This window comes from Caulobacter hibisci (assembly GCF_016135805.1).
In the GTDB taxonomy this organism is placed as follows: domain Bacteria; phylum Pseudomonadota; class Alphaproteobacteria; order Caulobacterales; family Caulobacteraceae; genus Caulobacter; species Caulobacter hibisci.
The window spans coordinates 210037-236443 of the sequence record NZ_JADWOX010000004.1; the positions used below are offsets into that span (position 1 = coordinate 210037).

At 69.0% G+C, this 26407-nt stretch carries 25 protein-coding genes; 12 read left to right on the forward strand and 13 right to left on the reverse strand.

Going from position 1 to position 26407, the window contains the following annotated elements; genetic code table 11:
• Window positions 1–14: 14 nt before the first annotated feature.
• From I4Q42_RS08665 to secG, 4 genes are all read right to left on the reverse strand, one after another.
• Window positions 15–1007, reverse strand: a complete 993-nt coding sequence (locus I4Q42_RS08665) for a retroviral-like aspartic protease family protein (protein ID WP_198575667.1) — start codon at window positions 1005–1007, stop codon at window positions 15–17.
• A 258-nt stretch (window positions 1008–1265) separates the two neighbouring features.
• On the reverse strand, window positions 1266–1448 hold the full coding sequence (gene rpmF / locus I4Q42_RS08670) for a 50S ribosomal protein L32 (RefSeq protein ID WP_110122084.1): 183 nt from the start codon (window positions 1446–1448) through the stop codon (window positions 1266–1268).
• A 115-nt stretch (window positions 1449–1563) separates the two neighbouring features.
• Window positions 1564–3216, reverse strand: coding sequence for a CTP synthase (locus tag I4Q42_RS08675; RefSeq protein ID WP_198575668.1), 1653 nt, complete (start codon window positions 3214–3216; stop codon window positions 1564–1566).
• Between the two features lie 132 nt (window positions 3217–3348).
• On the reverse strand, window positions 3349–3765 hold the full coding sequence (secG, locus tag I4Q42_RS08680) for a preprotein translocase subunit SecG (protein WP_198575669.1): 417 nt from the start codon (window positions 3763–3765) through the stop codon (window positions 3349–3351).
• Window positions 3766–3908: 143 nt separating this feature from the next.
• Between secG and I4Q42_RS08685 the strand changes: the two genes are divergently transcribed.
• Window positions 3909–4424 (forward strand): GNAT family N-acetyltransferase, encoded by a 516-nt coding sequence (locus I4Q42_RS08685; RefSeq protein WP_198575670.1) that lies wholly within the window; start codon window positions 3909–3911, stop codon window positions 4422–4424.
• 64 nt (window positions 4425–4488) lie between these two features.
• Here I4Q42_RS08685 and I4Q42_RS08690 read toward each other — a convergent pair whose 3' ends face one another.
• The gene (locus I4Q42_RS08690) at window positions 4489–5565 is read right to left on the reverse strand and encodes an ISAs1 family transposase (RefSeq protein WP_198575671.1); all 1077 of its coding nucleotides are present in this window, start codon (window positions 5563–5565) and stop codon (window positions 4489–4491) included.
• Between the two features lie 914 nt (window positions 5566–6479).
• Complete coding sequence (gene tpiA, locus I4Q42_RS08695; RefSeq protein WP_198575672.1) at window positions 6480–7241, reverse strand: triose-phosphate isomerase; 762 nt, start codon at window positions 7239–7241, stop codon at window positions 6480–6482.
• 152 nt (window positions 7242–7393) lie between these two features.
• On the opposite strand from tpiA, the gene I4Q42_RS08700 reads away from it, so the two are divergent.
• The gene (locus I4Q42_RS08700; protein WP_198575673.1) at window positions 7394–9358 is read left to right on the forward strand and encodes a peptidylprolyl isomerase; all 1965 of its coding nucleotides are present in this window, start codon (window positions 7394–7396) and stop codon (window positions 9356–9358) included.
• Window positions 9355–10890, forward strand: coding sequence for an anthranilate synthase component I (gene trpE, locus I4Q42_RS08705; protein WP_198575674.1), 1536 nt, complete (start codon window positions 9355–9357; stop codon window positions 10888–10890). Before I4Q42_RS08700 ends, trpE begins: the two co-directional genes overlap by 4 nt.
• A 60-nt stretch (window positions 10891–10950) precedes the next feature.
• Here trpE and I4Q42_RS08710 read toward each other — a convergent pair whose 3' ends face one another.
• The 5 genes from I4Q42_RS08710 to I4Q42_RS08730 all read right to left on the reverse strand — a co-directional run bounded on the left by I4Q42_RS08710 (window position 10951) and on the right by I4Q42_RS08730 (window position 14604).
• Window positions 10951–12513 (reverse strand): flavin monoamine oxidase family protein, encoded by a 1563-nt coding sequence (locus I4Q42_RS08710; protein ID WP_198575675.1) that lies wholly within the window; start codon window positions 12511–12513, stop codon window positions 10951–10953.
• 118 nt (window positions 12514–12631) lie between these two features.
• A complete protein-coding gene (locus I4Q42_RS08715) occupies window positions 12632–12838 on the reverse strand; it encodes a hypothetical protein (protein ID WP_198575676.1) in 207 nt (68 codons plus the stop codon).
• Window positions 12839–12876: 38 nt separating this feature from the next.
• Window positions 12877–13326, reverse strand: a complete 450-nt coding sequence (locus tag I4Q42_RS08720; RefSeq protein ID WP_198575677.1) for a DUF488 domain-containing protein — start codon at window positions 13324–13326, stop codon at window positions 12877–12879.
• Window positions 13323–13952: a DUF488 domain-containing protein gene (locus I4Q42_RS08725; protein WP_198575678.1), complete on the reverse strand. Its 630-nt coding sequence runs from the start codon at window positions 13950–13952 to the stop codon at window positions 13323–13325. The genes I4Q42_RS08720 and I4Q42_RS08725 overlap by 4 nt, the downstream gene beginning before the upstream one ends.
• Window positions 13933–14604 carry a hypothetical protein gene (locus tag I4Q42_RS08730; RefSeq protein WP_198575679.1) on the reverse strand — a complete coding sequence of 224 codons (672 nt, stop codon included), beginning with the start codon at window positions 14602–14604 and terminating at the stop codon, window positions 13933–13935. The genes I4Q42_RS08725 and I4Q42_RS08730 overlap by 20 nt, the downstream gene beginning before the upstream one ends.
• 125 nt (window positions 14605–14729) lie before the next feature.
• On the opposite strand from I4Q42_RS08730, the gene I4Q42_RS08735 reads away from it, so the two are divergent.
• From I4Q42_RS08735 to I4Q42_RS08760, 6 genes are all read left to right on the forward strand, one after another.
• Entirely contained in the window at window positions 14730–15326 is a 597-nt protein-coding gene (locus tag I4Q42_RS08735; protein ID WP_198575680.1) for an anthranilate synthase component II, read from the forward strand.
• Window positions 15327–15341: 15 nt separating this feature from the next.
• A complete protein-coding gene (trpD, locus tag I4Q42_RS08740) occupies window positions 15342–16370 on the forward strand; it encodes an anthranilate phosphoribosyltransferase (protein ID WP_198575681.1) in 1029 nt (342 codons plus the stop codon).
• Complete coding sequence (trpC, locus tag I4Q42_RS08745; RefSeq protein ID WP_198575682.1) at window positions 16367–17155, forward strand: indole-3-glycerol phosphate synthase TrpC; 789 nt, start codon at window positions 16367–16369, stop codon at window positions 17153–17155. Before trpD ends, trpC begins: the two co-directional genes overlap by 4 nt.
• 83 nt (window positions 17156–17238) lie before the next feature.
• Window positions 17239–18018 (forward strand): signal peptidase I, encoded by a 780-nt coding sequence (lepB, locus tag I4Q42_RS08750; RefSeq protein ID WP_198575683.1) that lies wholly within the window; start codon window positions 17239–17241, stop codon window positions 18016–18018.
• 305 nt (window positions 18019–18323) lie between these two features.
• The gene (gene lexA / locus I4Q42_RS08755) at window positions 18324–19031 is read left to right on the forward strand and encodes a transcriptional repressor LexA (RefSeq protein ID WP_198575684.1); all 708 of its coding nucleotides are present in this window, start codon (window positions 18324–18326) and stop codon (window positions 19029–19031) included.
• 171 nt (window positions 19032–19202) lie between these two features.
• The gene (locus tag I4Q42_RS08760) at window positions 19203–20123 is read left to right on the forward strand and encodes a bifunctional helix-turn-helix transcriptional regulator/GNAT family N-acetyltransferase (protein ID WP_198575685.1); all 921 of its coding nucleotides are present in this window, start codon (window positions 19203–19205) and stop codon (window positions 20121–20123) included.
• Here the strand turns inward: I4Q42_RS08760 and I4Q42_RS08765 are convergent.
• Together I4Q42_RS08765 and I4Q42_RS08770 are read right to left on the reverse strand one after the other, a co-directional pair.
• Complete coding sequence (locus I4Q42_RS08765) at window positions 20120–20863, reverse strand: isocitrate lyase/PEP mutase family protein (protein ID WP_198575686.1); 744 nt, start codon at window positions 20861–20863, stop codon at window positions 20120–20122. The two genes, I4Q42_RS08760 and I4Q42_RS08765, sit on opposite strands and share 4 nt — an antisense overlap.
• A gap of 46 nt (window positions 20864–20909) precedes the next feature.
• Window positions 20910–22970 (reverse strand): ComEC/Rec2 family competence protein, encoded by a 2061-nt coding sequence (locus tag I4Q42_RS08770; protein ID WP_198575687.1) that lies wholly within the window; start codon window positions 22968–22970, stop codon window positions 20910–20912.
• 178 nt (window positions 22971–23148) lie between these two features.
• Here I4Q42_RS08770 and gltX point away from each other — a divergent pair, with 178 nt between their 5' ends.
• The 3 genes from gltX to I4Q42_RS08785 all read left to right on the forward strand — a co-directional run bounded on the left by gltX (window position 23149) and on the right by I4Q42_RS08785 (window position 26405).
• Window positions 23149–24570: a glutamate--tRNA ligase gene (gene gltX, locus I4Q42_RS08775; protein WP_198575688.1), complete on the forward strand. Its 1422-nt coding sequence runs from the start codon at window positions 23149–23151 to the stop codon at window positions 24568–24570.
• Window positions 24571–24637: 67 nt separating this feature from the next.
• On the forward strand, window positions 24638–25918 hold the full coding sequence (gene gltA, locus I4Q42_RS08780) for a citrate synthase (RefSeq protein ID WP_198575689.1): 1281 nt from the start codon (window positions 24638–24640) through the stop codon (window positions 25916–25918).
• Between the two features lie 133 nt (window positions 25919–26051).
• Entirely contained in the window at window positions 26052–26405 is a 354-nt protein-coding gene (locus tag I4Q42_RS08785) for a hypothetical protein (protein ID WP_198575690.1), read from the forward strand.
• Window positions 26406–26407 lie beyond the last annotated feature (2 nt).

Consider the following 26407-nt stretch of genomic DNA (forward strand, 5'->3'; position numbering starts at 1 on the left):
GAAGTTCCGTTCCGTCAGGCCTGGAGGGTCGGCCGACCGGCGCCCAGGCGGAACAGCAGCTGCTCGGATCCGAAGTCCAGCTCGACGCGGGCGAACAGCTTCAGGACGTCGACGCCGAGCAGGATCGCCGGCTTGTCGCTGATCTTCCAGTGCTCGAAGATGTGCAGGTCGGCGAAGACCACGGCCAGATTGGTCATCCGCAGATCGCCCATGTTCATCGACCGCAGGACCCGGTACTCGCCGATCGTCTCGCCGCCGGCCACGCCCAGCAGGCGCACGGCCAGGGCCGGGTCGGCGCCGCGCCGCTGGCGGGCCTGGATGGCTCGCGACAGGGCCATGTTGCCGATCGAAGAGCCCGCCCCGGAATCGATGAAGGCCAGGGTGCGGATGTTGTTGACCCGACAGTTGACCACGGTCAGCCGGCCGAAGCGCTCGTCGCCCATCACCTGCACCTCCTGCGGCCGGCGGGCGTGGCGGTATTCGGGCGTGCTGTGGCGGACCTCCAGGCGCTTCTTCTTGAAGTCCATGACCACGGCGCGGTCCTGGAGGATGTCGACGCCCAGCAGGCCGTCGCCGCCGACGCGCCCAATCTCCAGGATCGGCAGTTCGACACCGGCCAGCCGCGCCTCCCCGGTCGCCAGATGATCGATGCGCGCGGTCGGGGTGATGGCCGAACCGCCGATGCCGTGGACCATGACGTCTCGTCCCCGCGGCAGTTGCAGCTGGGCGGCCAGGGGCTCGGAGATCACCGAACGGTCGGCACCCGAATCGACGACGAAGCGGTACGGCCCTTGACCGTTGATCGTGGTCTCGACCGTCATCCGTTCGGAATCGTCGAGGGACGTGTCGATGACGTAGAGCGGCAGGGTCGGCAGCACCGGAGGCGGCGACGCTTCGGCCGGCGATACGGTCGGCGGGACCTGGCCGGGCGAGAGCGCGTGGGCCGCCAACGGCGACGCGGCGAGGGACGCTCCCAGGCCGCAGGCAAGGGTGCGACGCGTGAACATGGCGAACCTCCCAGGCCGCCGGAGTCTCGATCGCGCCCGGAGTCCTTTCGGGGCTCCAACTCAGATACTCGGGCGCTGACCGCGCTCCTGGCTTTGTTGGGACCGTCCCAATGGCGGTCCGGAAGCCATCCTAGCACCGCTTGGGGCCATAAACGACGAAAAGCGCCGCCCGGGCGAGCCGGGCGGCGCTTTCGAAGCGTCAGACGCTAGATCCTGCCGAAGCGCCTCCGGGAGGAGGCCGCGCCGGGAAGAAAGACCTTAGTCTTCCTTCGGGGTCAGGATCTGCTTGCCGTTGTACAGGCCGGTCTTCAGATCGACGTGGTGCGGACGACGCAGCTCGCCGGTGTCCTTGTCCTCGATGAACGAGTTAGCGCCCAGGGCGTGGTGCGACCGGCGCATGTTCCGGCGAGAAGGCGAAGTTTTTCTTTTGGGAACGGCCATCGAAGTGACTCTGCTCGCTGAGCGTGAAAATCGGAAGCGGCGACTCGGGAAAGCCCAGGTCGCCGCGTGAGGGCGCGCTTATGCCTGAATCTCTCCAGACATGCAACTCGCCAGTTTAGACCAGTCGTCCGTGCTCCTTGGCCGCCGCGATGAAGCTGGCGAACAGGGGGTGCGGGGCGAACGGACGGCTCTTCAGTTCCGGGTGGAACTGCACGCCGATGAACCACGGATGGTCCTCGCGCTCGACGATCTCGGGCAGCACGCCGTCCGGAGAGCGGCCGGTGAGCTTGAGACCCGCCTCCTCCATCTTGTGGCTGTAGCCGATATTGACCTCGTAGCGGTGACGGTGGCGCTCGACGATGTCGGTCTCACCATAGATCTGCGCGACCTTGGAGCCCTGCTGCAGGACGGCGTCGTAGGCCCCCAGGCGCATGGTGCCGCCCAGGTCGTCGCCGGCCTTGCGGGAGACCATCTCGTTGCCCTTGATCCACTCGGTCATCAGGCCGACGACCGGGCGTTCGGTGGGGCCGAACTCGCTGGAGCTGGCGTCGGTGATGCCGGCGACGTTGCGCAGGGTCTCGATGACGGCCATCTGCATGCCGAAGCAGATGCCGAAATACGGCACCTTGCGCTCGCGGGCGAACTGGGCCGCGCGGATCTTGCCTTCCGCGCCGCGCTCGCCGAAGCCGCCGGGCACCATGATGGCGTGGGCGTTCTCGAGGCGGGCCGCGGCCGCGTTCTCGTCGCCCTCGAAGGTCTCGCTCTCGACCCAGTCCAGGTTGACCTTGACCTTGTTGGCCAGGCCGCCGTGGTGCAGGGCCTCGATCAGGGACTTATAGGCGTCCTTGAGCACGGTATATTTGCCGACGACGGCGATCGTCACTTCCCCATCGGGATGCTGGACGGTCTGGTCGATGGCTTCCCAGCGCGACAGGTCGGGCTTGGGCGCGTCGTGCATGCCGAAGACGTCGAGCACTTCGGCGTCGAGGCCTTCCTTGTGATAGTCGATCGGCACCGCGTAGATCGAGGCGCTGTCCATGGCCTGGATCACGGCGCTGGGGCGCACGTTGCAGAACTGGGCGATCTTGCGCTTTTCCTCGACCGGGATGTCCTGCTCGCAGCGGCAGAGCAGGATGTCCGGCTGGATGCCGATCGAGCGCAGTTCCTTGACCGAGTGCTGGGTCGGCTTGGTCTTCATCTCGCCGGCCGTCTTGATGAACGGCAGCAAGGTCAGGTGCACGTAGCAGCTCTGGCCGCGCGGCAGGTCCTGGCGCAGCTGGCGGATGGCCTCGAAGAAAGGCAGACCCTCGATGTCGCCGACCGTGCCGCCGATCTCGACCAGCACGAAGTCGACGGCCTTCTGGCCCGTCTCGTCCATGGCGGGCGAGAGGACGAAGTCCTTGATCTCGTTGGTGACGTGCGGAATCACCTGGACGGTCGCGCCCAGATAGTCGCCGCGGCGCTCCTTCTCGATGATCGTCTTGTAGATCTGGCCGGTGGTGATGTTGTCGGCCTTCTTGGCCGACACCCCGGTGAAGCGCTCGTAGTGCCCCAGATCCAGGTCGGTCTCGGCCCCGTCGTCGGTGACGAACACCTCGCCGTGCTGATACGGGCTCATGGTGCCCGGATCGACGTTCAGATAGGGGTCGAGCTTGCGCAGGCGGACGGAGTAACCGCGAGCCTGCAGGAGAGCGCCGAGCGCTGCGGAGGCGAGGCCTTTTCCAAGCGAGGAAACCACGCCGCCGGTGATGAAGATGTACCGCGTCATGGGCGCTCAGATTACCTGCGATTCGGCCGTCGCGGCGAAAAGACCGCCGTTCATCAACACAAAGATTCCGCCCCTACCGGGCGGGGGACCGGGATTCCGCCCCTAAGGGGGCGGAGACCAGGGATTTGGCCCTTACTGGGCGGGCGTCTGGGCCGGAGCCGTCGCCGGAGCCGGAACGGTCGGCGCGCCGAGCTGCGGGGTCGGGGCCTGGATCGGGGCGGGCGTGGTCGGCGCCGGAACGGCCGGAGTCGCGGGGGCGTTCAGGGTCTTGGTGTCGAGATTGTCGATCTTCAGCTTGTCGACCACCGAATCGCTGCCGCCCAGGCGGCCCGTCAGCACGGTCAGGATCAGGCTGACGACGATGAACACCGAGAACAGGATCCAGGTCATCCGGGTCATGAAGTCGCCGGCGCCGCGGGCGGTCATGAAATTGCCGGCTCCGCCGCCGCCCATGCCGAGCGCCCCGCCCTCCGAGCGCTGAAGCAGCACGAAGCCGATCAGCACGACGCAGACGATGATGTTGATGGTCAGCAGGATGCCGATGAGCATGACGAAACAGTTCTCGATCCGGGCAGGCGAATGGCCGACTGCGAAAAACGAAGCGGCCCCTCTACCACTAGCGGCGCGCGCACGCCATAGCTGGGGCGACGGCCGGCCAACTCAAGTCCCCCAACTCAATTCCTAGGGCGCGCATGATTCTCGAGACCGAACGCCTCACCCTGAAGCCCCTGGTCGCCGAAGACGCCCCGCTCATCTATCCGTTCCTCAGCGACCCGGAGCTGATGGCCCACTGGGACCGCGCCCCGCTGGAGGATCCCGACGAGGTCGCCGCCTGCGTCGTCGGCCAGGTCGAGGACATGCAGGCGGGCACGGCGCTGTACTGGACCATCCGCCTGAGCGCGACGGGCGCCTTCGTCGGGGCCTGCGAGTTCGTCGAGATCGACGAGCGCCGCCACCGGGCCGAACTGCGCTTCATCGTGGCCCGCGGCAGCTGGGGCAACGGCTACGCCCACGAAGCCGTCAGCGCCCTCCTCGCCCACGCCGCCGCCAGCGACCTCAAGCACGTGGTCGCCCGCACCCAGGTCGGCGACGCCCGGGCCGAGAAACTGCTGGAACGCCTGGGCTTCAAGAGCTCCGGCTACCTGAAGGGCCAGGTCGACCGCGATGGCGAGCGGCGGGATGGGCGGCTCTACGGGGTGGAATTGTAAGGTCCTTCTCCCCTTGCGGGAGAAGGTGGCGACCGGTCGCAAGGACCCCCCCTGTGGGGCAGGGCTATCGCATATGGCCCAGGAGAGAGAAGAGGAAGGCGTCGTCCCATCCGGCGCGCTTGATCTTGCCCTTGATGGAGCCCTTGTCGGGGTGAAGACGCAGGGTGTTGAGGGCGAGCTTTCGGATGAGGGCGAGGTTCTGGGGGGCGTTGTCCTTTCGGCTTCGGCAGGCGTCTTCGTCGAAGGCGACGTCGAGAACCCAGTGGAGCTGGTTTTCGGCGCCCCAGTGGGATCTTGCGACCTGCAGCATGCGCTGGGGCGACAGCGGCGTGGAGAGCAGGAAGAAGCGGACATTGGTGTCCGAAGGCTGGTCGGCGGGTTTGCGGTCGGCCTGGACGCAGGCGACGGCGGCCAGGCCTGGGAAGTCGACGCCGTGGGCGGGAACGACGACGGCCGAGCGGCCCTCGACACGGTCGTGAGCACGCCTTGGCCCTTCGGCCACGCCGGTGGCGGGATCTTCGGCCTCGATCAGGGCCCGGACCTGGGCCAGCAGCTTGGGCTGGTTGGCCTTCAGCGCCAGGGCGTAGTCGGCGCCGGCGTCGAGGATGACCTGGGCGGTGTCCCTTCGGCAGTGCAGGGCGTCGGCGGTGACGATGCAGCCTTGAAGGTCCAGCAAGGCCAGGGCCTGCTGGACGCCCAGCACCTCGTTGCGGCCTGGGGCCAGGCGCTGGCCGATCGCCAGCCGCGCCTCGACGGCCCAGACATTGACCAGATGCAGCGGCGTGGCCTCAGCCCCGCGCTCGTAGGCTCCGCGCAAGGCCTTGCCGTCGATCGCCACCACGCCCTTCAGCGCCCCGGCGAAGGCGGCGGTGAACTTGGCGAAGGCGGCCTCGAACGGCTCGGGCTCGAGCAGGCGAAACATCCGGCTGAAGGTGTCGTGGCTGGGCGCTCCGTGCTCGAGCTTCAGCACCTGGCGCAGGCAATCGAGCTTGGCCCGCGCGAACAGGGCCATGTCGGTGCAGTCTTCCGCCCCGCACATCACCGCCGCCAGCGACACGAACATCAATTCCAGAAGATCGTGCCGGGCGTTCTTGGCGCGCGGATCGGCGATCCCCGAGAAATAGCTCGAAAACGTCTCCATCACCCCGTCTCCCCGCATCAGGCGAGACCTTCAGAATCCGCTTCGCCCTAAGAAATCGACTCCAGATCCATATGCGATAGCCCTGCCCTGTGGGGGAGGCGATCGCGAAGCGATCGGAGGGGGGAGTTGGTGCGAGATTGGCCGACGCCTCGAAAGCTGAGAACGTCCCCCCACCGGCCTTCGGCCGCCTCCCCCACGGGGGGAGGTTCCTTGTCGCTGAGCACGGCTTCGCGTTCTCACGCGGAAAACCGCTGAGTTGATTGGAGAGGGCGCGGGGCGTCCGGGCTGCGCCCGGATGTGTGAGTTTTGAATACCGTTTCGACGAAGCTCTGACGCCCCGCGCGATCGTTGAACCTCAGGCCGGGGCGCGCGGGCCTCTTCCGCCCTGTGCCCCTTCCCCATGCAATGCGCCCCGTTTCTTGGCGGCCAGGCGTGCATGCGGCGCGGACCCTCGGACGGGCGGAAGGCCAATGTCGGCAGCCTCCCGATGGATGGGTTTACGTCCCCCATCCTCATTTAAGCCTTCAGGCCCTGCTCACGCAGCTCCGTCAGCCCCGCTCGATCGCATCGCCGTCGCACGCTTCGGGCCGGATCCTTGCGCCCTCTCCCTGCGACGGGACGAGGTCTATTGTGCGGGGGATTTGGACGCGTCTGATAAGTTCGGGTGAGAAAGTTGTAGGGCGTTGATTTTGCTGGGCTCGGCAGGTTCTGCGACGGGCATGGACGACGCTGTATCCCCGTCCGACGCAGGTTTTCCTTCTCCCATAGGGAGAAGGTGGCGCGAAGCGACGGATGAGGGGTTAGGGACCGGAGACGACGTGCCGGCACGCCCGTTGGCGGCGTAACCCCTCACCCTCCCAGGCTTCGCCTGGGCCCCTCCCTCTCCCTCTGGGAGAGGGTCTCTGAGAGCGCGCTCAAGCCGCGTTGATGATCGCCAGGAAGTCCTTGGCCTTCAGCGAGGCGCCGCCGACCAGGGCGCCGCCGACGTCTTCGGTGGCCAGGATTTCGGCGGCGTTTTCGGGCTTCACCGAGCCGCCGTAGAGAATCGGCACGCTCGCGCCGTGGTCGCCGAACCGTTCGACCAGGATGGCGCGGATGGCCTTGTGGATGGCGGCGATGTCGGCCGTGGTCGGGGTCAGGCCGGTGCCGATGGCCCAGATCGGCTCGTAGGCGACGGCGAAGGCCTGGCCCGCAAGGCTGGCCGGCAGCGAGTTGCGGATCTGGCCGGTGACGATCGCCTCGGCCTGCCCGGCCTCGCGCTGAGCCAGGCTTTCGCCGCAGCAGATGATCGGCTCCAGGCCCGCGGCCAGGGCGGCCTCGACCTTGGAGGCGACCAATTCGCAGCTTTCGCCATAGCCGCCGCGCCGCTCGGAGTGGCCGAGAATCACCAGCCGCGCGCCGGCGTCGACCAGCATGGCGGCCGAGATGTCGCCGGTGTAGGCGCCCTGGGCGGCCGGATGGCAGTCCTGGCCGCCGACCAGCACGGGCTCGCCCGACAGGGTCTCGGCCAGGCGATGCAGCAGGGTGGCGGGCGGGCAGATGGCGACCCGGGCGGCCGGAGGCGCTTCGGACACCGCCGCGGCCACGGCTCGCGCCTCGTCCAGCGAGGCCTCGAGGCCGAACATCTTCCAGTTCCCGGCGATCAACGGCCGGGGCGTCGTCAGAGAAACGGTCATGAGTTTGGCTTTGGGGACGCGCTCCCTTGGTAAGTCAAGTCCGCTTCGGCTTGCTCCCGCATATCGGCCTCTACTATACCGCCTTGCTCGCATCGAGTGCGTCGCCCTTCGGCGGCCACAGGGCGAAATCGAAGAAGGTAGTTCCAAACGTCATGCTCGCCGGCTTTCGCTCTTTCGCCAAATCGCCCTTCGCGGTCATCCTCTTCGGCCTGCTGATCGTCAGCTTCGCCGTGTTCGGGATCAGCGACGTCTTCAAGCAGACCCCGAGCTCGAAGGTCATCGTGGTCGGCTCGCGCTCGGTCACGCCCGAGGACTTCAAGGGCCGCTTTGACACCTATCGCCGCCAGATGGAGGCCCAGGGCCAGGCCCTGACGCCCGACGACGCGGTGGCCCGCGGCATCGACCGCCAGATGGTGCAGGAGCTTTCCCTGCAGGAATCGATGGCCGAGCTGATCGGCAAGATGGGCGTGCGCCCGTCCGAGGCCCTGGTCGCCGAGACCCTGCACAAGCAGATGAGCCAGCTGCCCGCCGGCCAGCGTCCGTTCGACCCGGTGACCGGCAAGTTCGACAAGGACGCCTATCAGCGCCTGCTGGCCGAGAACAACCTGACCCCGACCCGCTTCGAGGCCTCGCTGCGCGACGACATCGCCCAGTCGCAGTTCTACGCCAGCGTCGCCAACGGCCTGCGCACCCCGCGCATCTATTCGGCCCTGCAGGCGGTCTACGGCCTGGAAGGCCGCGACCTGGCCGCCTTCGCCATCAACCCCGCCAGCGTGGCCCAGCCGGCCCCGCCGACCGACGCCCAGCTGCAGGCGTTCATGACCGAGAACGCCGCCCGCCTGACCCGTCCGGAGACGCGCGTCCTGCAGGTGGTGCGCTTCAGCGCCAAGGCCCTGGAGCCGACGGTGACCGTCGATCCGGCCGAGGTGCAGAAGACCTTCGACTTCCGCAAGGACACCCTGGCCCAGCCGGAAACCCGCTCGGTCGTGCAGATCGTCGCGCCTGACGCCAAGGCCGGCGCCGCCATCGCCGAGCGCCTGCGCAAGGGCGAGGACGCCGCCGCCGTCGCCAAGGCCTATGGCAAGACCCCGGTCGCCATCGTCGACAAGCCCAAGACCGCCCTGCCCGACCGCAAGGTCGCCGACGCCGCCTTCGCCCTGGCCGAGGGCCAGGTCAGCGCGCCGATCGCCGGCGAGCTGGGCCTGTCGGTGGTCAAGGTGCTGAAGGTGACCCCGGCCAAGGCCGCCTCGCTGGAGACCGCCCGTCCGCAGATCCTGGCCGACCTGCGCGCCCAGAACGCCCAGGCCAAGGCCTATGACCAGACCCAGACCTACCAGGACGCCCGCGACGCCGGCGCCAGCATCCCCGCCGCCGCCGCCAAGGCCGGCGCGGTGATCGTCACCAGCGCCCCGATCACCGCCCAGGGCGCCGACCTGGCCGGCCAGCCGGCCGCGGGCCTGACGCCCGACGTGCTGAAGACCGCCTTCGCCCTGCCGGCCGGCGGCGAGAGCGACCTGATCGAGGCGGGCAAGGGCGAGTACTACGCCGTGCGCGTCGAGAAGGTGATCGCCGCCGCCCTGCCCCCGCTGGCCGAGATCAAGGTCCCGCTCAGCCAGCAGTGGATGCTGAACGAGATGGTCAAGCGCCTGAAGGCCAAGGCCGACGAGTTGGCCGCGCGCGTCCGCAAGGGCGAGTCGCTGGACAGCGTCGCGGCCGCCGCCGGTTCAAAGGTGCAGAAGATCGCCGGCCTGTCGCGCGAGAACGCCCAGCAGTACCAAGGCCTGGGCCGCGACCTGCTGGTCGCCTCGTTCAACGCCAAGCCGGGCGAGGTCTTCACCGCCCGCGCCCCGCAGGTCGGCTACGTGGTCGCCCGCATCGAGGCCGTGCACGCCGGCCAGCCGGTCGACATCGCCCGCGCCACCGAGAGCCTGCGCCCGCAGACCAGCATGGCCTATATGCGCGACATCGGTCAGGCCAGCCGCGAGGCCGCCTTCGACAAGCTGAAGCCGAAGACCAACCTGACCCTGGCCCGCCAGGCCCTCGGCGTCGACACCGACGCCCTGGCCAAGACGACCAAGGGCGCGGCGGCGCCGGCCAAGTCGGGCTCGGCTCAATGAGCCTTGAGCCCGGCTTCGACGCCTTCGCGGCCGGCTACGACGCCGGCCTCCCCCAGCTGGTCTGGACGCGGCTGATCGACGACCTGGAGACCCCGGTCTCGGCCTATCTGAAGATCGGCCACGGCCGCCCCTACGCCTTCCTGTTCGAAAGCGTCGAGGGCGGCGCCTGGCGCGGCCGCTATTCGATCGTGGCCATGAAGCCGGACGTGGTGTGGCGCTGCCGCGGCGACCAGGCCGAGATCGCCCGCGACGGCGACATCGCCGCCGGCCGCTTTTCGCCGCTGCAAGGCGGGGCGCTGGACAGCCTGCGCGACCTGATCGCCCAGTCGAAGATGGAGCTTCCGGCCGGCCTGCCGCCGATGGCGGCGGGGATCTTCGGCGCGCTGGGCTACGACACCGTGCGCCTGGTCGAGAAGCTGCCCGACATCAATCCCGACAGCCTGGGCCTGCCCGACGGCATCATGACCCGGCCCTCGATCGTGGCCGTGTTCGACGCCATCGCCCAGGAGATCGTCCTGACCACGACCGCGCGGCCGACGCCGGGCGTGTCGGCCAAGGACGCCTATGCGGCGGCCCGCGAGCGGATCGAGACGGTGATGGCCGACCTGCGCCGTCCGCTGGCCCACGACGCCCCGCGCGTTCCGCAGGGGCCGATGGAATTCACCACCCCGGTCAGCCGCGAGGACTATCGGGAGGTCGTCGAGAAGGCCAAGGACTACATCCGGGCCGGCGACATCTTCCAGGTGGTGCCCAGCCACCGCTTCCGCGCGCCCTTCGGCCTGGACGCCTTCGCCCTCTACCGCTCGCTGCGGCGGACCAACCCGTCGCCGTTCCTGTTCTTCCTGGACCTGGACGGCTTCAACCTGGTCGGCTCCAGCCCCGAGATCCTGGTGCGGCTGCGCGACGGCAAGATCACCATCCGCCCGATCGCCGGCACCCGTCCGCGCGGCGCGACGCCGGAAGAGGACCTGCGGCTCGAGCAGGAACTGCTGGCCGATCCGAAGGAACGGTCCGAGCACCTGATGCTGCTGGACCTGGGCCGCAACGACGTCGGCCGCGTGGCCATGCTCGGCCAGGCCGGCAGCAACAGCGGAGCCAAGGCCGGCAAGGGCGCTAATGTCCGAGTCACCGACAGCTTCACGATCGAGCGCTATAGCCACGTGATGCACATCGTCTCGAACGTCGAGGGCAATGCGCCCGAGAACGTCGATCCGGTCGACGTGCTGATGGCCGCCCTGCCCGCCGGCACCCTGTCGGGCGCGCCCAAGGTGCGGGCGATGGAGATCATCGACGAGCTGGAGGTCGAGAAGCGCGGCATCGGCTACGCCGGCGCCGTGGGCTATATCGGCGCCGACGGCTCGGTGGACACCTGCATCGTGCTGCGCACGGCCCTGGTCAAGGACGGCATGATGTACGTCCAGGCCGGCGGCGGGGTGGTGGCCGACAGCGACGCCGACGCCGAATACGACGAGACCCTGCACAAGTCCCGCGCCCTCAAGCGGGCCGCCGAGGAAGCCTGGCGCTTCGCCTGAGGCTTCGGTCGGATCGAAAAGCGAGGCGGCGGCTCCCGGCGGAGCCGCCGCCTTTTTCGTTCAGGTCGCGACGGTCTTGGCGTGGATGCGGCGCACGGTCTCCTGGGCCGACAGGGCCGCGCCCTCCTGCCAGGCGTTGATGTAGCTCATGTGCTCGCCGGCGAAGTGGAACGGACCGTCGGGCTTGCACAGCACGGCGTAGTCGGTGGCTCGCTGCTCGTCGCGCCAGCCGACGGCGACGCCCTCGTTGAACGGGGTCTGCATCCACGACACCGTCACCGGCTTGGCCAGCTCCGCGCCCTTGCCGGGGTGGAACTTGTCGATGACCCGTCGCGAGACCGCGAACCGCTCGTCGAACGACAGGGCGGCGTATTTGGGCGGGGCGTCGGGTCCCGAAAAGCCGATCGAATAGGCCCCGACCAGCACGCCGGTCTTTTCGCCAAAGCCCCCGCTGGGATACCAGACCAGCTCGCTGCTCTCGTCCGTCCAGCCCAGCCCCCCGTACTGGAAGTCGTCCTGCTCCCAGAACCGGCGGGTCTCCCAGGCGACCTTGGTGCCGTGGTGGTATTCGGCGGCGGCGATGGCCTGCTTCACGCGCGGCGAGAAGTCGGACGGGATCTTGGCCAGCACCGGCAGCGGCAGGGTGCAGACGCAGTGGTCGGCCTCGACGGCCTTCTCGCCGAAGGCGTCGGCATAGACGATGCGCACGCCCTTGGTGGTCCGCTTGATGGCCTTGACCTGGGCGCCCAGCACCACCGACGCCTTCACCTTCTCGAACAGGGCATAGGGGATCCGGTCCATGCCGCCGATCGGCTGCAGCATGGTGGCCTGCATGTCGATGATCTCTTCGAAGACCAGGCTCGCGCCCCAGAAGCGGGCGTTCATCATGTCGGCCATGCGCAGCGGAGCGCCGGCCTTGGGCGGGGCGTCGTAGCCGCCCGGCGGCGAGGAAAAGCCGGCGCGGGTCGAGCCGGTATAGGCCCCGTCCTTGCCCAGATCACCGTAGGCCGAGAGGTAGCCGAGCAGCATTTCCTTGTCGACGCCGGTCAGTTCCTGGTCGAGCGCGCGCTTGCTGACCGCCTTGGACAGCAGTTCGGTGAAGGCGCCGCGGGTGTCGTCGACGGCCTGGCGCTCGCTGACCACCTTGCCGCCGAAGTCGAGCTTGGCCCCCCGGTTGGCGTTGACCATCACCTCCAGCGGCACGCCCAGCTCCTGGCAGTAGCCGAGCACGGCGTGGTGCCATTGCGGGATGCGGGCGGGACCGGCGTTGAAATAGGCGTGGCGGCCGGGCGCCCAGTCGCAGACCTGGTCGGGCCGGCCGTTCTGGACGATGCGGTCGCCGCCGCGGATCGACCAGACCCGACCGCCCGGCCGCTCGCGCGCCTCCAGGACGACGACGTCGTAGCCGCCCTTGCGCAGTTCGTAGGCGGCGACCAGGCCGGCGATCCCGCCGCCCAGCACCACCACCTTGCTGCCCTTGCCCGCGCCGGCCGGCAGGTTCGGCGGTCCGGCATAGGCCCGCGGCGCGGCCAACAGGCCAAGGCCCATCATCGTCGTGTAGAGCGCGCCATAGCCGCCGGCGGCGCCGACCGCCGTCAGGAACCTGCGTCGAGAAACAGCCACTTCACACCCCTTCGATGACCGAAGCAGGCATGTCAGACCCGGCCGGGCGGAGCCGGCAAGCAACGAGGCGCGAATAGAAGAAGTTTGTCGAACGGCGCCCCGCGAACGCGCGACGGGCTCAGTCGCCCAGGCGTTCCTTCGGCAGGTGCTGGGTGATCGCCGGCGGGGCCAGCACCATCACGGCCGCGAAACTGACCGCGGCGCTGGCGGCGAAGGCGGCGGCCATCAGCACCGGCATCATTTTCTGACGGCGGATCGGCGTGCGCAGCAGCGCCCGGGCATAGGCCAAGGCGGCGTTGTCGAGGGTGGAATCAGCGACGGACATGAAGCGCAGTGTCGTTCAGATCAGACGTTCGCGCGAGGTCACAGATGTCGCACCTTCAATGCCCCGCCCCACTTGCCGTTGAGGTACTCGCAGACGAGCCGCCGGTGGCAGTTGTGAGGCGTCGCCTCCGAGCAGAGCAGGCAACTCCCGTCGAAAAGGCCGGGCTTGAGCCGATCTTCCACACATCGCTCTGCCATCAACGCCAGGAAGCTGGTCTCGAAGACACGCCAGTCGCCCTTGTCCTTCTTGAAGGCCTTGAGGATCGCGTCGGTCGGCGCCAGTAGCGGCTCGTGGCGATAGCTCATCCCGCCGATGGCCTTCAAGAAGTAGGACAGGTCGTCTGACTTGGCGAAGCCCGCCAGCTGCGAGGTGTTGTGCAGCCGCACATCGATGACCGATCTGACGCCAGCGGCCTTCAGTCGGCCGAAGAAACCCTCGGCGCTGGTCTGGGTGAAGCCGATGGTGGACAGGCTGGCGGCGTCGGTCATTCGGCCGCCGTCGACGCCTCGACTTCGGCGACCGCCTCGGCATAGGCGACCTTTCGCGCCCTCTGGACATAGGCGCGGGCCAGTCGGCTTTCGCGGCCTTCGAAAATGTCCTCGTGTTCGAGACCTTCGCAGACCAGAAGTCTGTGCTCGGTCGTCTCGTGGGGCTCGACCGCCCCATCGGGATGAATGTGCGCCACTGCCAGCCCGCGCTCTTGCAGCCGCCGCGAAACCAGCAGGCAGCGATGGCAGTCGAGCGGCTCTTTCTCAGAACACATCAAGGCGACCAGGTGGGTCTTGGCGCCCTTTACGACGCGGTCCAGGCCTTCGCGGAACCGAGGTTCAATCGCCATCGCCTCGTAATCGGCGACGCCCTGGTCGAAGAGATGCGCGCCTTCGGGCCGACCGCCCAGTTCGGCGCCGAGAAAGACGTAGGCCACGCCTTCGCTCTTCAGGCGGGCCGCCAGGGTCTCGCGATTGAACTGCGGCGTATGCCTGGACCAGGGGCTTGTGCGCACGTCGGCCACGGCCGTCACGCCGGCGCCGCGCAGCAGTTCGGAGAACCGGTCCCAACCATGGTTGGAATGACCGATCGTCAGGACGCGGGCTTCAGAGCGCATGGATTCCATTGACCTGAAGATAGCATCGGTCGGGCGCGGCGTCGAAGGGACGAGCCAGACCCAGGCGAACCTGGCAAAGTCCTCGCTCGGGCAGCAAAGCCTTGGCGTCGTCGAGGCCTTCCTTCTGGAACGCCTGCTTCAGGTCCTTCGCGCCGACCGGCAGGAGGAGCTTGTGGCCTCGTAGCTCGATATCCAGCTTCAGCCGGCGCTCATCGCCAAAGACCAGTTCCGACAGGCCTAGACGTTCGACCAAGGCCGTTTCGCAAGCCAGCGATCCGCAAGGGCTGTCCGCTGGCGCGTAGGCCTTTGCCCCTTCAAAGACCAGGTGCGGGCCAAACGCGGCCTCGACGGAGATATCGGCGGCTCGGGCCAGGACCGTCTTGAACTCGACCGCGCTCAGGACCCCAGATCGATAGGGGTTTCCCGTAACGACCACGTCCTCGGTCCGGTGAGGCATCGCCGTATCGGGCGTTTCTCCGCGAAACCGGACGACATGACCTGGATGAAAAGTCGTGTTGGGTCCGCAGACGATGGCTGGCCAGAACCCGCCAGCAACCGGCTCAGGTCGCACCATGCGTCCGAGCCGCCTGTCGAACCCGGCCACGCAACGCAGTTTCGGTCCGTACAGCGTCACTTCCGTGACGACGATCTCATGCCACATACGCTGCCTCAACGCGCACCAGCAACAATACTCACGTTAAACGGAAGTGAGCCGCCTCGGCAACCATTCCCTGGCTTGGCGCGGCCGGCGGTTGGCCCTAGAAGCGAGGCTCGAAAGGCGGCGTCATGATCCTGGTCATCGATAACTACGACAGCTTTACCTACAACCTCGTGCACTACCTGAACGAGTTGGGGGCCGAGACGCTCGTTCATCGCAACGACGACCTGACGGTGCAGGAGGCCCTGGGCCTGAAGCCGCAGGCGGTGCTGCTGTCGCCGGGCCCCAAGGCGCCGGACCAGGCCGGCATCTGCCTGCCGCTACTGCGCGGCGCGCCCGACGACCTGGCGATCCTGGGCGTGTGCCTGGGCCACCAGGCCATTGGCCAGGCCTATGGCGGCGAGGTGATCCGCGCCAAGGAGGTCATGCACGGCAAGACCAGCCCGATCCGCCACGCCAACAAGGGCATCTTCAAGGACCTGCCCGACCCGTTCACCGCCACCCGCTATCACAGCCTGGCGGTGCGCCGCGAAGACCTGCCCGAAGAGCTGGAAGTCACCGCCTGGACCGCCGACGGCGAGATCATGGGCGTGCAGCACAAGACCCGCCCGGTGCACGGCGTGCAGTTCCACCCCGAATCCATCGCCACCGAGGGCGGCCACCAGCTGCTGGCCAACTTCCTCGACCTGGCCGGCGTGCGTCGCGACGCGGCGATCTGGGTCTAGGACGGGACTTCAGACATGTCCGACGCCTTCAAGCCCCTGCTGGCCAAGCTGGCCGACGGCCAGACCCTTTCGGAAGACGACGCCGAAGTCTTCTTCAGCGCTTGCCTGCGCGGCGAGCCGACGCCGGCCCAGGTGGCCGCGGCGGTGACCGCCATGCGCCTGCGCGGCGAGACCGTCGGCGAGATCGCCGCCTGCGCCCGGGCCATGCGCCGCGCGGCCGTGCACCTGGAGCATCCCTATGACGTCGTCGACGTCTGCGGCACCGGGGGCGACGGCCTGCACACCCTGAACATCTCCACCGCCGTGGGCTTCGTGGCCGCCGGCGGGGGCCTGAAGGTCGCCAAGCACGGCAACCGCGCGGTGACGTCGAAGTCGGGCACCGCCGACGTGCTGGCGGCCCTGGGCGTCAATATCGACGCGACGCTTACCCAGCAGCGCGCCGCGCTGGACAGCGCCGGCATCTGCTTCCTGTTCGCCCAGTCGCACCACGGGGCGATGAAGCACGTCGCCCCGATCCGCCAGCAACTAGGCTTCCGAACCATCTTCAACCTGCTGGGCCCGCTGACCAATCCGGCCGGCGCCAAGCGCCAGGTGGTCGGCGTCTCGGCCCCGCGCTTCGTGGAGCCGATCGCCCGCGCCCTCGGAGCCCTGGGCGCCGAGCGCGCTTGGTCGGTGCACGGCGGCGGCATGGACGAGCTGACCATCACCGGCGAGACCGAGGTGGCCGAATGGCGCGAGGGGGCGATCCGCCTCTTCACCATCACGCCTGAGGCCGTGGGCCTGCAGCGCGCCTCGCTGGCCGAGATCACCGGCGGGGATCCCGCCTTCAACGCCGCCGCCCTGACCCGCCTGCTCGACGGCGAGACCGGCGCCTATCGCGACATCGTGCTGCTCAACGCCGCCGCCGCCTTCCTGGTGGCCGACAAGGTCGAGACCCTGCGCGAAGGCGTCGAGCTGGCCGGCGCCGTGCTCGACGACGGCCGCGCCAAGGCCGCCCTCGCCGGCCTCGTGGCCGCCACCAACGCCCAGACAGTGACCGCATGACCGACATCCTGGCCAAGATCGCCGACTACAAGCGCGAGGACGTCGCCAGCCGCAAGGCCGTGCGCTCGCAGAGCGACGTTGATGCCGCCGCCAAGACCGCTTCGGCGCCGCGCGGCTTCAAGACCGCGCTGGAGGCCAAGCACGCGCCCGGCAAGCTGTCGCTGATCGCCGAGATCAAGAAGGCCTCGCCGTCCAAGGGCCTGATCCGCGCCGACTTCGATCCGCCGGCGCTGGCCAAGGCCTATGAGGACGGCGGCGCGGCCTGTCTCTCTGTGTTGACGGACGGCCCCAGCTTCCAGGGCGCAGACGACTACCTCGTGGCCGCCCGCGCGGCGACCGCCCTGCCCTGCATCCGCAAGGACTTCCTGGTCGATCCCTGGCAGGTGGCCGAGAGCCGCGCCCTGGGCGCCGACGCCATCCTGGTGATCCTGGCGATGATCGACGACCATCTTGCCGCCGAGCTGATGGCCGAGGCCGCGCGCCTGGGGATGGACGCCCTGGTCGAGGTGCACGACGAGGCCGAGACCGCGCGCGCCGGCCAGTTGGGCGCGACGCTGTTCGGGGTCAACAACCGCGACCTCAAGAGCTTCGTCGTCGACCTGGCCGTGACCGAGCGTCTGGCGACGCTGGCCCCGGCCGGTTCGCTGCTGGTCACCGAGAGCGGTCTCTTCACCCATGCCGACGTGGTGCGGATGGAGGCGGCCGGCGCCACCGCCATGCTGGTGGGCGAGAGCCTGATGCGCCAGGCCGACGTGACGGCGGCGACGCGCGAGCTGATCGGCTGATCACAGAACAACGCTCGGCCACGTTTCGGCCAAGCTGCTGGATCTGAATGCCCCTCGATGTTCGCCATCGAGGGGCTTTTCACATGACCAGGGCTTCGCTGCGTTCCAGCGTGATCGACTGGGCCAAGACCCTGGCGGTGACGGCGGCCATCGTCTTCGTGCCGCGCACGGTGCTGTGCCAGCCGTTCACGATCCCCTCGGGCTCGATGGAGCCGACCCTGCTGGTCGGCGACTACATCCTGGTCAACAAGTTCGCCTATGGCTGGAGCCGCCATTCGGCCCCGCTGAGCCCGGCGCTGGGTCATGGACGGCTGATGGGACGCGAGCCCGCGCGCGGCGACGTGGTGGTGTTCAAGAAGCCGGGAGACGGCCGCACCGACGTCATCAAGCGGCTGGTCGGTCTGCCCGGAGACGAGCTGCAGGTCGTGGATGGGTTGCTGCGCATCAACGGCGCGCCGGTGGAGCAGCGGCCGATGGGCACGCGGCTGGAAGAGACGCCGTTCGGCGTGCGGCCGGCCGAGCGCTTCGCCGAGACCCTGCCGGGCGGCAGGACGCACCTTATCAACAGCTACGGTCCGCGCACGCCGGCCGGCAACACGGCCGCCTATCGCGTGCCGGAGGGCTGCTACTTCATGATGGGCGACAATCGCGACAACTCGCTCGACAGCCGCTTCGATCCCGGCCCGATCCCGGCCGGCGAGGCGCGCTGCGCCTGGAACCCGGCGCTGTCGGCCAACCTGCCGGCGCAGACGGGCATGGGCTTCGTGCCTTTCGAGAACCTGGTGGGTCGCGCCGAGATGGTGCTGTTCTCGTGGGAGGCCGGCGCCGGCCTGCGGGAGAATCGGGCGTTCCAGCGGCTGTGAATCAGCCGCCTCCGGGGAAGGAATCACCGTCTCGGCGGGCGGATTTCGGCCGCGGGTGACGCCTTTCGTTCCTGCGGTTGACGGAAAATCTCCGCCCGCCTTGCGTGAGCGACGATGCGGTCGCGGATGAGAATGGCGCGCCCATCCGACATTAAATCAGATACTTAGCGCCAAGCTTCTGAAGCGATGGAAGCTCGCCCATTCACAGAACGCCGGTCGCCGTAATTCACTTGACCTTAACCAAGAACACCTAGAGAACATTCGAAAGGTTTGCGGTTTGTTCCGCGACGACTTGCGAGGCCGTCATGCTCACCCGCAAGCAGCACGAGCTGCTGATGTTCATCCACGAACGGATCAAGGAGACCGGCGTCTCCCCCTCCTTCGACGAGATGAAGGAGGCCCTGGATCTGGCGTCGAAGTCGGGCATCCACCGGCTGATCACCGCCCTGGAGGAGCGCGGCTTCATCCGTCGCCTAGCCCACCGGGCCCGGGCGCTGGAGGTGGTGAAGCTGCCGCAGCAGGCGACCACGGCCGCCCCGCCCAAGGGCCGCGGCGCGTTCCGTCCGCAAGTGCTGGAAGGCGGCGGCCTGGCGCCGTCGACGCCCGCCCCCGCCCCGCAGGTCGCCAATGACAGCCGCGAGCTGCCGATCCTGGGCCGCATCGCCGCCGGCACGCCGATCGACGCCATCCAGCACGAGCGCGAGCGCCTGCCGGTGCCCGAGAGCATGCTGGGCGGCGGCGAACACTATGTGCTCCAGGTGCAGGGCGACTCGATGATCGAGGCCGGCATCCTCGACGGCGACTACGTCATCATCAAGAAGGGCGACACCGCCAACAGCGGCGAGATCGTCGTCGCCCTGGTCGGCGAGGAAGCCACGCTGAAGCGCCTGCGCAAGAAGGGCGGCTCGATCGCCCTGGAAGCGGCCAACCCCAAGTACGAGACCCGTATCTTCGGTCCCGATCAGGTCGAGGTGCAGGGCAAGCTGGTGGGTCTGATCCGCCGCTATCACTGAGCGCGCCTCAGGCAGGAATTTCGAAGGGCGCGATCGCAAGGTCGCGCCCTTTTCCGTTGTGAGGCGCTGGGCCTTGGCGGCCGGCCGGCGTCGCGCCTCGAGACAGCGCACGACCAATGTTGACTTGATCAACATATTCCCAATAGTGATGGAGTCAAGACTGGAGACCGCATGACCGCTGCTCACGACCAGGACGTCGCCACCCTACGCGCCTTCAACCGCGTCTATACCAGCCGCCTGGGCCTGCTGGACGCCAGCTATGACGGCAGCCCCTTCACGCTGAGCGAGGCGCGGATCCTCTACGAACTGGCGACGCGGACCGACCCGACGGCGGCCGAGATCGCCCGCGCCCTGAGGCTGGACCCGGCCCAGGTCAGCCGGACCCTCAAGCGCTTCTCCGAACGCGGCCTAGTCACGGCGCGCGAGAACCCCGCCCACGGCCGTCACCAGTGGCTAGGCCTGACCGACGACGGCCGCGCCGCATTCGCCGCCCTGGAGGCCAATACCCGCGCCAGCGTCGGGAGCCTGATCGAAGGCCTGCATCCGCTGCACCGCGCCCGCCTGCTCGACGCCGCCGCCGCGATCAACGAGGTGTTCGAGGGCGACGCGCCCGAGGTCGTCTTGCGCGGGCTACAGCCCGGGGACCTGGGGCTGGTGACCGCCCGCCAGGCGATGCTCTACGCTGGCGAATACGGTTGGAACGGCGACTATGAGGCCCTGGTGGCCGGCATCGTCGCCGACTTCCATCGCAACGTCGATCCCAGCCAGGACGACGCCTGGATCGCCGAGGCCGGCGGCCGGATGGTCGGCTCGATCTTCCTGGTGCGCGGCGACGCGCCGGGCGTGGCCAAGCTGCGCCTGCTCTATGTGGAGGCGGAGGCCCGCGGCCTGGGCGTCGGCCGGCAACTGGTCGAGGCCTGTATCGCGCGGGCGCGGGCGCTGGGCTACCAGCGGCTGGATCTGTGGACGGTCAGCGTCCTGACTGCGGCCCGCCGGCTATACGAACGGGCCGGCTTCGTGCTGACCCGGGAGACGCCCAGCCGCCAGTTCGGCCACGACCTAGTCGACCAGGTCTGGTCGCTGGACCTCTAGATCGCCAGATCCTTCGCCGCCACATCGAACCCCGCCCACGCCGCCGCGGCCAGGGCCGCGCCGGTGCTGGCGCGGCGCACGCCGAGGCCCGCGAGGTCCGCGACCTTCATGTCCGGGCCCCACAGCAGCACATTGACGGGCTTGGGCGCGACGGCCGCCACGATGACGGCGATGTCGTCGTACTTCGTCACGACCGGGGCGTAGAGGCAGTCCGCACCGGCTTCGGCGTATGCCACGAGGCGCTCGATGGTCGGGGCGAGGTCGTCGCGGCCGATCAGGAAGCCTTCGGTTCGACCGATCAGCATGACGTCCTGGCCCGAGGCGTCGATGGCGGCGCGGGCGGCGGCGATCCGCGCGACGGCTTCGGGCAGGTCATAGAGCTCCTTGCCGATGCGGTCCTCGATCGAGAGGCCGGCGACGCCGGTCTCGACGGCCAGGGCGACGTTTGCGCCGACGCCTTCGGGCGTGTCGGCGAAACCGGCCTCGAAGTCGGCATTGACCGGCAGATCGGTGGCGGCGACCAGCAGACGCAGGTGCTCCAGCACCTCGTCGACCGTGACCTCGCCGTCGGCGCGGCCCCAGGACCAGGCCATGCCGGCGCTGGTCGAGGCCAGGGCCTTGAAGCCGAGCTTTTGCAGGCGAACCGCGCTGCCCGCGTCCCAGGGATTGGGCAGGACGAAGAAGCCGTCCTGGTGCAGGGCGCGGAATGCGGCGCGGCGGGCAATGAAGGCGTTGGTCATGGATCATCTCCGAAGCTCTTTGGACCGCTACACCGGCCGGCGTGGATCATCCGCCCGGATCTTGCGCATTCCTGTCAGCAGTCGTCACCCAGGGGCGCGCGCCCCGCCCCGGCTGGGCCCAGACGATCCACCAGCCGTCCGGTCGGCGCCAGAGTTCGGCCGCGCCGCCGGCCACGAAGTCCTCGCCCGCCAGCACGACGGCGTCACGGCAGGCGGCCGGCAGGACGGCCGGGCGAGGACCTCGCAGGACCACGACCTCGGCGCCCATGCAGAGCGGCTCCAGGGCCTCGAACGCGGGGGCACGGCGGGTCCAGGACAGGCTGACGGCGACCGGTGCGGACGAGGTCGGGCGACACGAGACGCGATCGCAGGCGAAGGCCTTGCCGGCCACGGGCGCCAAGCCTCGGCGGCGGGCCCAGAGCTCGGCCCCGAAACGGCGGGCGTCGGGGCGCAGCAGGACGGCGTCATGGCCGCTGCGGACGGCGGCGGTGGCGCCGTCGGCGGCGATCCACAGGTCGGGCGGCGTCGGTCGCGGCCACAGGGCCACCGCGCAGGCCAGCGGGATCCCCAGCCAGCGCAGGCGGCCCTTCCACAGGCACAGCAGCATGATCCCTAGGAACGACAGGGCCAGGGTGAAGGGCGGACCGCTGGCCACGACCTGCTGGGCGCCGTGGGCGCTCGCGAACCAGCGGGCGACGGCGGTCATGGCGTCGATGCCCCAGCCGGCGATGGCCAGAAACGGTCCGCCGATCCCCAGGGGTTCCAGCACCGCGCCAACGGCCAGGAACGGCATGATCACGAAGGACGACAGCGGCGAGACCACCAGATTGGCCGGCAGGCCCCAGACGGCGACGCGGTTGAAGTGCTGCATGGCGAAGGGCCCGGTCGCCAGGCCGGCCACGAAGCTGGCGCCGACGCTGATCGCCAGCCAGCCCATGGCGGCCTGGGCGAAGCGGATCGGCCAGGGCACCGAGATTTCGCGGGCCGGACGCGGCCAGGCTTCGGCCAGGGCGACAAGCGCTGCGGTGGCGGCGAACGACATCTGGAAGCCCGGCGCGCCCGCCGACTCGGGCTGGGCGACCAGGATGATCAGGGCCGCCAGGGCCAAGCCGTGCAAGCTGACGGCCTGGCGGTCGGCGAGGATCGCCAGGAAGGCCACGCCCGCCGTGATCGCCGCCCGCAGGGCCGGCGGCGGCGCGCCGGAGATGACCAGATAGGCCAAGACCGCCAGCAGACCGGCCACGGCGGCGATCTTCTTGCCCGAGACCCGCAGGGCGACCCAGGGCCAGGCGGCTACAGCCAAGCGCACGGCGGCGAACACGAAGCCGCCGACGATGGCCATGTGCAGGCCGGAGATCGAGAGAATGTGCGCCAGGCCCGATGCGCGCATGGCCTCGGTCTGCTCCGGCGTCACCCAGGCCTCGTGGCCGGTGACCATGGCCGCGGCGATGCCACCGCTGTCTGGTCCCAGTCGGGCGACGATGCGGGAGGCCAGATCCCAGCGCACGGCGTTGACCGCCATGGCCAGGCGCAGCCGCCAGGGCGGCGGGTCGAGCTCGGCCTCCTCGATCTGGCCGACGATGAAGCCGACGCCGCCGACGCCGTTGAACCAGGCGTCGCGGGCGAAGTCGTAGGCCCCGGGCGCGGCGGGCGGCGGCGGAGCCGACAGCATGGCCCGCAGCCGCAGGGCCGAGCCGGGCGGCGGGGCGACCTCGCCTTCCGCCAGGCTGACCCGGATCCGGGTCGGCGTCGTAGCGGGCGACATCCGCGAAATCGATACCGGCGCGACCAGCAGGCGCGGACCGGCCGCGCCGGGCGAGACCACGTCGACGACGAAGCCGTCGATCACGTGGACGGCGCGTTCGACCGGCATGACCGGCGCGGCGACGCGGTCGCAGCGGATCTTGCCGGCCAGGGCGCCACTAGCGGCGAAAGCAGCCAGGGTAAGGGGAATCGCCAAGCCGCTCCAGCGCGGCCAGCCGCGGCTCCAGACCGCGAGCACGGACAGGGCGAGCGCCACCAGGGCCAGCAGCGACCAGGAGGGCTCGACCTTCAGCTCCAGATAGCCGGCCGCGCCGAGGCCGAAGGCCACCGGCGCCCACAGCATCCAGCGGCCGGCGTTGAGCCTTGCCTCGTCGATCGCCTGTGAAGCGAGGGTCGCGGGACTAGGACAGCTTCGAACGGCCGTGCTAAGACGCGCCGCCCAGCGGCCGGCGCCTGCGTCGCGCGCAGCCGCCGAGCCTCCCGCCGCCCCCGCGGCCTCCAGACCGTCAGCTTCGAAGCCTATGTCCAGTTCCTCCCCCGCCCCCAGCGGCGTCGTCACCCGCTTCGCCCCGTCGCCGACCGGCTTCCTGCATATCGGCGGCGCCCGCACGGCGCTGTTCAACTGGTTATATGCACGCCATACGGGAGGGAAGTTCCTTATTCGCGTCGAGGACACCGACCGCGAGCGCTCGACCGAGGCGGCCGTGGCCGCGATCTTCGAGGGCCTCGACTGGCTGGGCATGAAGTCCGACGAGGAAGTCGTCTTCCAGTACAGCCGCGCCGACCGCCATCGGGCCGTCGTCGAGGAGATGCTGGCGGCCGGCCGCGCCTATCGCTGCTGGATGACCGTCGAGGAACTGGCCGCCGCGCGCGAGCTGGCCCGAGCCGGCGGCCCGGCCCTGCGCTCGCCCTGGCGCGACGCCCCGCCGCCCAGCGATCCCAGCCTGCCGCACGTCATCCGCTTCAAGGGCCCGACGGAAGGCACGACGCTGGTCGACGACCAGGTCAAGGGCCCGGTGACCTTCAACAACGCCGACCTGGACGACCTGGTCCTGCTGCGCGCGGACGGCGCCCCGACCTACAACCTGGCCGTGGTGGTCGACGACCACGACATGGGCGTGACCCACGTGATCCGCGGCGACGACCACCTGAACAACGCCGCCCGCCAAACCCTGATCTATCAGGCCAACGGCTGGACCGTGCCGGCCTTCGGCCACATCCCGCTGATCCACGGCCCCGACGGCGCCAAGCTGAGCAAGCGCCATGGCGCCCAGGCCGTCGGCGAGTTCGCCGACATGGGCTACATCCCCGAGGGCATGCGCAACTACCTGGCGCGCCTGGGCTGGGGCCACGGCGACGACGAGGTGTTCAACGACGAGCAGGCGATCAGCTGGTTCGACGTCAAGGACGTGGTCAAGGCCCCTGCCCGCCTGGACTGGGCCAAGCTGAACTTCATCAACGGCCAGCACCTGCGCCAGGCCGACGACGCGCGCCTGACCGCCCTGACGCTGAAGGCCCTGACCGCCGCGGGCGCCGACCTGCCGACCGATGCGGAAGCCCGGATCGCCGGCGCCGTACCGCAGGTCAAGGAAGGCGCCAAGACCATCCTGGAGTTGGGCGAGCACGTGGCGTTCGCGCTGAAGGTGCGCCCGCTGAGCCTTGAGGAAAAGACCGCCAAGCAACTTTCCGAGGAAACCCTCGCGCGTCTCGCACGTCTTCGTGACCAGTTGGCCGCCGCTCCGGTCTGGGGCGTTTCCGAGCTGGAGACGTTGTTGAAATCGTTCGCTGAATCGGAGGCCGTGGGCTTTGGCAAGTTCGGCCCGCCGCTGCGCGGAATCCTGACCGGCGGCGCCCAGGCGCCCGACCTGAACAAGATCATGACGGCCCTCGGACGAGACGAGTCTCTCGGCCGGCTTGACGACGCCCTGGCGTCGCGCGCATGAGGCGCTATAACGCAACCGCGAAATACAAAACTGGACTGACCGTTCCATCATTGAAGGGGTCTCTCGCATGACCGAAAAAGCCACGCTGACGATCGGCGAAAAGAGCTACGACCTGCCGATCCTCAAGGGCAGCACGGGTCCGGACGTTCTGGACATCCGCAAGGTCTACGCTGAAAGCGACCACTTCACCTTCGATCCGGGCTTCACCTCGACCGCATCTTGCGAGAGCAAGATCACCTATATCGACGGCGACGCGGGCGTTTTGCTGCACCGCGGCTATCCCATCGACCAGCTGGCCGAGAAGTCGTCGTTCCTCGAAGTTTGCCACCTGCTGCTGAACGGCGAACTGCCGACGGCGGACGAGTTCGCGAAGTTCGAGAACAACATCACCTACCACACGATGCTGCACGCGCAGTTCGACCGGTTCTTCGAAGGCTTCCGCCGCGACGCCCACCCGATGGCCGTCATGACCGGCGCCGTCGGCGCCCTGTCGGCCTTCTACGCCGACAGCATGAACGTCGACGACGCCCGCGAGCGTGAGATCAGCGCCCATCGCCTGATCGCCAAGATGCCGACGATCGCCGCCCGCGCCTACAAGTACACGATCGGCCAGCCGTTCGTGACGCCGCGCAACGACCTGTCGTACTCGGAAAACTTCCTGCGCATGTGCTTCTCGGTGCCGGCCGAGGACTGGGTTCCCAACCCCGTCCTGACCCGCGCCATGGACCGCATCTTCATCCTGCACGCCGACCACGAGCAGAACGCCTCGACCTCGACCGTCCGCCTGGCCGGTTCGTCGGGCGCTCACCCGTTCGCCTGCATCGCCGCCGGCATCGCCTGCCTGTGGGGCCCATCGCACGGCGGCGCCAACCAGGAAGCCCTGGAGATGCTCGAGCAGATCGGCTCGGTCGACAAGATCCCCGAGTTCATCGAGGGGGTGAAGGCGCGCAAGTACAAGCTGATGGGCTTCGGCCACCGCGTGTACAAGAACTTCGACCCGCGCGCGAAGGTCATGCAGAAGACCTGCCACGAGGTTCTCGGCCAGCTGGGCATCAACGACCCGCTGCTGGAAGTGGCCATGGAGCTGGAAAAGATCGCGCTCAGCGATCCGTTCTTCATCGACCGCAAGCTGTACCCGAACATCGACTTCTATTCGGGCATCACCCTGCGCGCGATGGGCTTCCCGACCAACATGTTCACCGTGCTGTTCGCCCTGGCCCGCACCGTCGGCTGGATCAGCCAGTGGAAGGAAATGTTCGAGGACCCGACCCGCAAGATCGGCCGTCCGCGTCAGCTCTACACGGGCTCGACCCAGCGCGACTACATCGACGTCGAAGACCGCGGCTAAGCGCTCTTCTGCGTACGAAAACGGCAAAGGCCCCGCGAGAGCGGGGCCTTTTTCTTTGGCCGTGTGGGGTGCTGGAACGCGCGTGCGGAGCCGGCGTTGAGGCCTTGTAGGGTTGCGATCAGGCAGGGCGGCGATGAAGTTCGGCGATGCATTGCCGGTATTGGCGGCGGGGGTCCTGGCGACCATGGCCTCGGCCGCGGTCGCCTGCGCCGCGCCGACGCCCAAGGGCGACTTCTCGGGCCCGATCCTCGATGTTCCGGAAGCCGGCGTGATCTGCGTGGCCCTGGGGCCGACGCCCGACCGCTGGGTCAGGGTGCGGCTGGCGCAGCCGCTGGAGCGGCGCGCCCTGATGGCCGCCGGCTTTTCCAAGCGCGTCACCTGCCGGCTCGACGCGGCCGGCGAGGGCCGCTGTCAGCTCGGCGAGCAGGACCTGCTGGCCCTGGCGACCTCGACGCCCAACCGCGCCCAGGCCGTCAGCTGGCGGTAGGC

Coding starts and splice junctions, on each gene's coding strand:
- I4Q42_RS08760 (WP_198575685.1), top strand. CDS start 19,203: ATGACCGCTGCTCACGACCAGGACGTCGCCACCCTACGCGCCTTCAAC.
- I4Q42_RS08720 (WP_198575677.1), bottom strand. CDS start 13,326: ATGACCGACGCCGCCAGCCTGTCCACCATCGGCTTCACCCAGACCAGC.
- I4Q42_RS08700 (WP_198575673.1), top strand. CDS start 7,394: ATGCTCGCCGGCTTTCGCTCTTTCGCCAAATCGCCCTTCGCGGTCATC.
- I4Q42_RS08785 (WP_198575690.1), top strand. CDS start 26,052: ATGAAGTTCGGCGATGCATTGCCGGTATTGGCGGCGGGGGTCCTGGCG.
- trpC (WP_198575682.1), top strand. CDS start 16,367: ATGACCGACATCCTGGCCAAGATCGCCGACTACAAGCGCGAGGACGTC.
- lexA (WP_198575684.1), top strand. CDS start 18,324: ATGCTCACCCGCAAGCAGCACGAGCTGCTGATGTTCATCCACGAACGG.
- I4Q42_RS08675 (WP_198575668.1), bottom strand. CDS start 3,216: ATGACGCGGTACATCTTCATCACCGGCGGCGTGGTTTCCTCGCTTGGA.
- trpE (WP_198575674.1), top strand. CDS start 9,355: ATGAGCCTTGAGCCCGGCTTCGACGCCTTCGCGGCCGGCTACGACGCC.
- trpD (WP_198575681.1), top strand. CDS start 15,342: ATGTCCGACGCCTTCAAGCCCCTGCTGGCCAAGCTGGCCGACGGCCAG.
- rpmF (WP_110122084.1), bottom strand. CDS start 1,448: ATGGCCGTTCCCAAAAGAAAAACTTCGCCTTCTCGCCGGAACATGCGC.
- I4Q42_RS08685 (WP_198575670.1), top strand. CDS start 3,909: ATGATTCTCGAGACCGAACGCCTCACCCTGAAGCCCCTGGTCGCCGAA.
- tpiA (WP_198575672.1), bottom strand. CDS start 7,241: ATGACCGTTTCTCTGACGACGCCCCGGCCGTTGATCGCCGGGAACTGG.
- gltX (WP_198575688.1), top strand. CDS start 23,149: ATGTCCAGTTCCTCCCCCGCCCCCAGCGGCGTCGTCACCCGCTTCGCC.
- I4Q42_RS08715 (WP_198575676.1), bottom strand. CDS start 12,838: ATGTCCGTCGCTGATTCCACCCTCGACAACGCCGCCTTGGCCTATGCC.
- I4Q42_RS08770 (WP_198575687.1), bottom strand. CDS start 22,970: ATGCTGTGGGCGCCGGTGGCCTTCGGCCTCGGCGCGGCCGGCTATCTG.
- secG (WP_198575669.1), bottom strand. CDS start 3,765: ATGCTCATCGGCATCCTGCTGACCATCAACATCATCGTCTGCGTCGTG.
- gltA (WP_198575689.1), top strand. CDS start 24,638: ATGACCGAAAAAGCCACGCTGACGATCGGCGAAAAGAGCTACGACCTG.
- I4Q42_RS08735 (WP_198575680.1), top strand. CDS start 14,730: ATGATCCTGGTCATCGATAACTACGACAGCTTTACCTACAACCTCGTG.
- I4Q42_RS08765 (WP_198575686.1), bottom strand. CDS start 20,863: ATGACCAACGCCTTCATTGCCCGCCGCGCCGCATTCCGCGCCCTGCAC.
- I4Q42_RS08690 (WP_198575671.1), bottom strand. CDS start 5,565: ATGGAGACGTTTTCGAGCTATTTCTCGGGGATCGCCGATCCGCGCGCC.
- I4Q42_RS08665 (WP_198575667.1), bottom strand. CDS start 1,007: ATGTTCACGCGTCGCACCCTTGCCTGCGGCCTGGGAGCGTCCCTCGCC.
- I4Q42_RS08730 (WP_198575679.1), bottom strand. CDS start 14,604: ATGTGGCATGAGATCGTCGTCACGGAAGTGACGCTGTACGGACCGAAA.
- I4Q42_RS08725 (WP_198575678.1), bottom strand. CDS start 13,952: ATGGAATCCATGCGCTCTGAAGCCCGCGTCCTGACGATCGGTCATTCC.
- lepB (WP_198575683.1), top strand. CDS start 17,239: ATGACCAGGGCTTCGCTGCGTTCCAGCGTGATCGACTGGGCCAAGACC.